At 67.1% G+C, this 4,212-nt stretch carries 3 protein-coding genes; 1 reads left to right on the top strand and 2 read right to left on the bottom strand.

All coding sequences use genetic code 11. The features are described 5' to 3' along the window. The coding region (locus tag Q7P21_RS19615; RefSeq protein WP_304179989.1) for an SDR family oxidoreductase at window positions 1-255 on the top strand (255 nt) is incomplete at its 5' end. A 5-nt stretch (window positions 256-260) separates the two neighbouring features. On the opposite strand, the gene Q7P21_RS19620 is transcribed toward Q7P21_RS19615, so the two are convergent. Together Q7P21_RS19620 and Q7P21_RS19625 are read right to left on the bottom strand one after the other, a co-directional pair. Then, entirely contained in the window at window positions 261-1,301 is a 1,041-nt protein-coding gene (locus Q7P21_RS19620; RefSeq protein WP_304170674.1) for an AI-2E family transporter, read from the bottom strand. Continuing rightward, window positions 1,298-3,829, bottom strand: coding sequence for a cation-translocating P-type ATPase (locus Q7P21_RS19625; RefSeq protein WP_304179991.1), 2,532 nt, complete (start codon window positions 3,827-3,829; stop codon window positions 1,298-1,300). Before Q7P21_RS19625 ends, Q7P21_RS19620 begins: the two co-directional genes overlap by 4 nt. Between the last annotated feature and the right edge of the window lie 383 nt (window positions 3,830-4,212).

The following is a 4,212-nucleotide window of genomic DNA, read 5'->3' on the forward strand; positions in this document are numbered from 1 at the left end:
GGCGTGCGCTCCAATGTCATCTGCCCGGGCTTCGTTCGCACCCCCCTGGTGGAGAAGCAGATTCCGGAACAGGCCAAGGAACTCGGGATCAGCGAAGAGGACGTGGTCAAGAAGGTGATGCTGAAGGACACGGTCGACGGCGAGTTCACCACGGTCGACGACGTGGCCCGCACCGCAGTGTTCCTGGCCGGCTTCCCAACCAATGCGCTAACCGGCCAGTCGGTGGTGGTGAGCCACGGCTGGTACATGCAGTAGACCGCTCAGGCCGCCTTGTGTGATGGCCGTCCGAGATGGCTTTCTAGATAGAACACCTGGACAGCGGTGATGATCACAAGGACCAGGGGGCTGGCCAGCAGCACCCCTGAAGGTCCGAAGATCACCGTGAAAGCCAGGGTCGAGAAGATGGTCAGGACCGGGGGCAGATCGACGCCCTCGTCCTGAACCAGCGGCGTAATGAAATTGCCCTCGATGAAGTGGGCGGCCCAGAACATCAGCACGGTCAGAAGCGCGGTCAGCGGGCTGATGGTGAAGGCGACCAGCACGGCCGGGATCGCCGCCAGCAGGGCGCCGACAAAGGGTATGAAGGTCAAAAGCCCCCCGGTCAGGCCCAAGGCGATCGCGCCTGACACACCCAGCACCTTCAGGCCGATACTGACCAGCATGCCGAGCGCCGCCATCACCACCAGGCGGCTGGCCAGCCAGCGCTTCAGGATCACAGCGCAGCGATCCAAGAAGGTTTCGACCTCAGGCCGGTGGGACGCCGGTATCAGAATCAAGGCGCCCCGCCGATAGCGGTTCGGGTCCAGGGCCAGGTGCACGGCGCAAACAATTACGATCACCACATAGGTGAGGTAGCGGGCCGCGCCGCTGGCGACCGAGCCCAACAGCGGCGCCAAGGTGTCGGTGGCGTCAGAGATCCTCGCACCATCGGCCTGGGTCAGGAGGGTCTGGCCCCAAGGCTGGCCGCGCGCATAGACCAGCAGGGTGTGGAGGCTCAGCCGGACCTTGGTGGTGATGTCTGCGTACTGGTCGCTGATCCGCCAGCCGAACAGCGCGACAACGCCCGCGAGGACCCCGAACATCAGCAGGGCTGAGAACAGGACTGCGACTGGAGCGGGAAGAGGCGCAAACCGGCGCAGGCCATCTGCGAGGGCCGAGAAGGCTGCGGCCAGCAGGATCGCCGAGAACAGCAACAACAGGACCCCGGTCAGTTTCCACAGCAGCAGGCCGCTTAGCACCAGGAGCGCGAGCAGGATCAGCGGGTGGGACCCAGGCCCCGGTCGCGAGATGGGAGGGGTCATGACGCGCCTGTAGCGACAGACTTGAGCCTGATACGTCGCACCACGCCGAACCAGCCGCCGCTGACCAGGGCGACCGCGAGCGCGATGATCAGGAGCCCTCCATGGGGCGTGCTCACCTTGAACACGCCTTCGAGCGGCGGAACGGTCAGGACGGCGGTCAGAACAGCCCCTGCTGCGCCAGCGATGATCCAGTAGATCTTGCGCCGCGCCGTGAACAATGGCGCCCGGCTCGAGGCGGCGTCGGCCAAGGCCAGCACCAGATTGCCGACCACCAGAGCGAGGAACGCGGCGCCCCGCGCCTCGAACTGCGGATAGCGGCTGAGCGCCCAGAGATAGACGCCCAGCACCCCCACCAGGACGCCGAGCCCCTGCAACAGAGCGAGCCCAAGCTGGGCCCGACCGAACAGGGCCTCGTCGCGGCGGCGCGGCGGATGCTGCATGGCGGTCGCGCTGCCCGGCTCGGCCTCGAACACCATGGCGCAGATCGGGTCGATCACCAGTTCAAGGAACACCACGTGCATGGGGAACAGCAGTTGCGGCTGACCCAGGATTATCGGGATCAGGGCCAGGCCCGCGATCGGCACATGGATCGCCGTCACATAGACCAGAGCCTTGCGCAGATTGACGAAGATGCGGCGGCCCAGGCGCACCCCACCGACGATCGAGGCGAAGCTGTCGTCCATCAGCACAAGATCAGCGGCCTCCCGCGCGACGTCGGTGCCCTTCCGACCCATGGCGATGCCGATGTGGGCGGTCTCCAGCGCCGGGGCGTCATTGACCCCATCGCCGGTCATGGCGACCACTTCGCCGGCGGCCTTGAACCCCTGGACGATGAGCAGCTTCTGGTCGGGGGTGATCCGGGCGAAGACCCGCACCTCATGCAGGCGCTCTGCGAGGGCCTGCGCGGGCAGAGCCGCGATCTCGGCGCCCAGGATGACGCCGCCTGTGACATCAATCCCGGCGGCGCGGGCGATCGCCAGGGCGGTGGCCGGGTGGTCGCCGGTGATCATCACCACCGAAATCCCTGCGGACCGAGCTTCCTGCAAGGCCGCCGGCACGTCCTCGCGGATGGGATCGAGAAAGCCGATCAGGCCCGCGAAGTCGAAGGCCACCTCGGCCGGGTTGTCGGGGAAGGCGCCGCTGCGTTGGGCGGACGCCACGCCCAAGACCCGCAGCCCCTGTTCGGCGAAGGCTTCGACCACCTGGGCGAGCCGCGTCACCTCGGCGGTCGACAGCCGGCAGAGCTTGAAGATGGCTTCCGGCGCGCCCTTGGCGGCGGCCTCGCGGTGCTCGCCAGAACCTCGCCAGACCTGAATGACCGCCATGCGGTCCGCCTGAAGCGGCCAGGCCCGTTCCGGTTCGCCCGGCGTCACCGCCTGATTCGGCGTCCAGGCCTGGATCAGGCCCCGCACGGCCTTGTCCATCGGATCGACCGGACGGACGGCCGAGGCCAGGCCCGCAATTCGAAGGAGCTTGGCGGTTTCTCCGGCCTGGGGTTGATCGGCCTGGGTCGCGACATCGGCGCCTGGGGACCAGAGGCGCGCCACCTGCATCTGGTTCTCGGTCAGGGTGCCAGTCTTGTCGACACAGAGCACCGTCGCCCCGCCGAGCGCCTCTATGACCGCGCTGCGGCGCACCAGCACCTGTTGGGTCGCGAGCCGCCAAGCCCCCAGCGCCAAGAACACCGCCAGCACCATGGGAAACTCTTCGGGTATCAGGGCGATCGCCACGGTGATCCCGGCCAGGGCGCCATTGATCCAATCGCCGCGCAGCAGGCCGTAGGCGATGGCGACCATGGCGCAGAAGCCAATCGCCATGCCGCCTAGCCAGGTGACCAGCTTGCCGGCGGTCTTCTGCAGGGGCGTCGGTTCCTGGACGATGGCCGCCAGGGAGACGCCTATCCTGCCCAGCGCCGTCGTCGGGCCCGTCCGGCTGATCTGGGCCACGGCCTGACCGCGCACCACCAACGTGCCGGAATAGAGATTGGGGCCATCCTCCGCCCCCGGCGCGGCGTCGGACAGGAAGGTCTCTCCGGCGAGGAGGGGACGCTTGGATACCGGGGCGGACTCGCCCGTCAGGGCGGATTCATCGACGCTGAGCACATCGCCCGCGACCAAGGCCCCGTCGGCGGGTAGCCGCTCGCCTTCGCCCACCAGGACAATGTCGCCGGGCACGAGTTCGGCGGCGGCGATGCGGCGTTCCATCCCCTCGCGGATCACCCGCGCATGGGGTTGAGAGAGGTCGCGCAATGCCGAAAGGGCCCGTTCGCTGCGACTCTCCTGAAGGATCACCAGGCCGATCGAGCCCAGGGCGCCGACCATCAGGAACAGGCCGCCGCCCAGGTCGCCCAGCACCAGATAGAGCGCAGCGGCCCCGACCAGCAGCAGGAACATCGGCTCGCGCATGGTCTCGAAGGCGATGCGCAGAACGCCCCGGCGGCGGGCCGCCGGCAGGGCGTTGGGCCCGACCTCGGCCAGGCGCCGCGCCGCCTCGGCTTCACTCAGCCCGTGCAGGGTTGCGACGTCCATGGCGGTTTCCGATGGGCTTGTATCGACGCCCACGGCGTCGCAGGGCCTAACAGAACAACTTCTCCTGCGGCACACCTTGAGCGAGATCACGGGCGCCGACCGATTGCCCCATTTTGGGTAGACTTGCCGACTATTGGCGCGAGACCAGAGTCCCGCCGCGAACCTGCCTGAGACGCTCAAACCCTTAAGGGGCAAGGTCTCCAATCCTGATCCCGGAATTTGCTTTTATACTTGGGCGTCAAAAGTAGAAGTTTGTTCGAATTCTGTCGGCCAGATGAACAGCCACCACAGGTTTGGGTCAGAGCCGTTCAGTTAACGGTTTGTGTGACTGGGGGACGGTCAACTCAAACCAAGAAACGGGTCTGAAGCCCGCCTCCCGGCCA

The organism is Phenylobacterium aquaticum (assembly GCF_947378715.1).
GTDB classification, from domain to species: domain Bacteria; phylum Pseudomonadota; class Alphaproteobacteria; order Caulobacterales; family Caulobacteraceae; genus Phenylobacterium; species Phenylobacterium aquaticum_A.

Bases quoted from the DNA above. Each gene is read 5' to 3' on its own strand.
- Q7P21_RS19620 (WP_304170674.1), bottom strand. From the start codon at position 1,301: ATGACCCCTCCCATCTCGCGACCGGGGCCTGGGTCCCACCCGCTGATC.
- Q7P21_RS19625 (WP_304179991.1), bottom strand. From the start codon at position 3,829: ATGGACGTCGCAACCCTGCACGGGCTGAGTGAAGCCGAGGCGGCGCGG.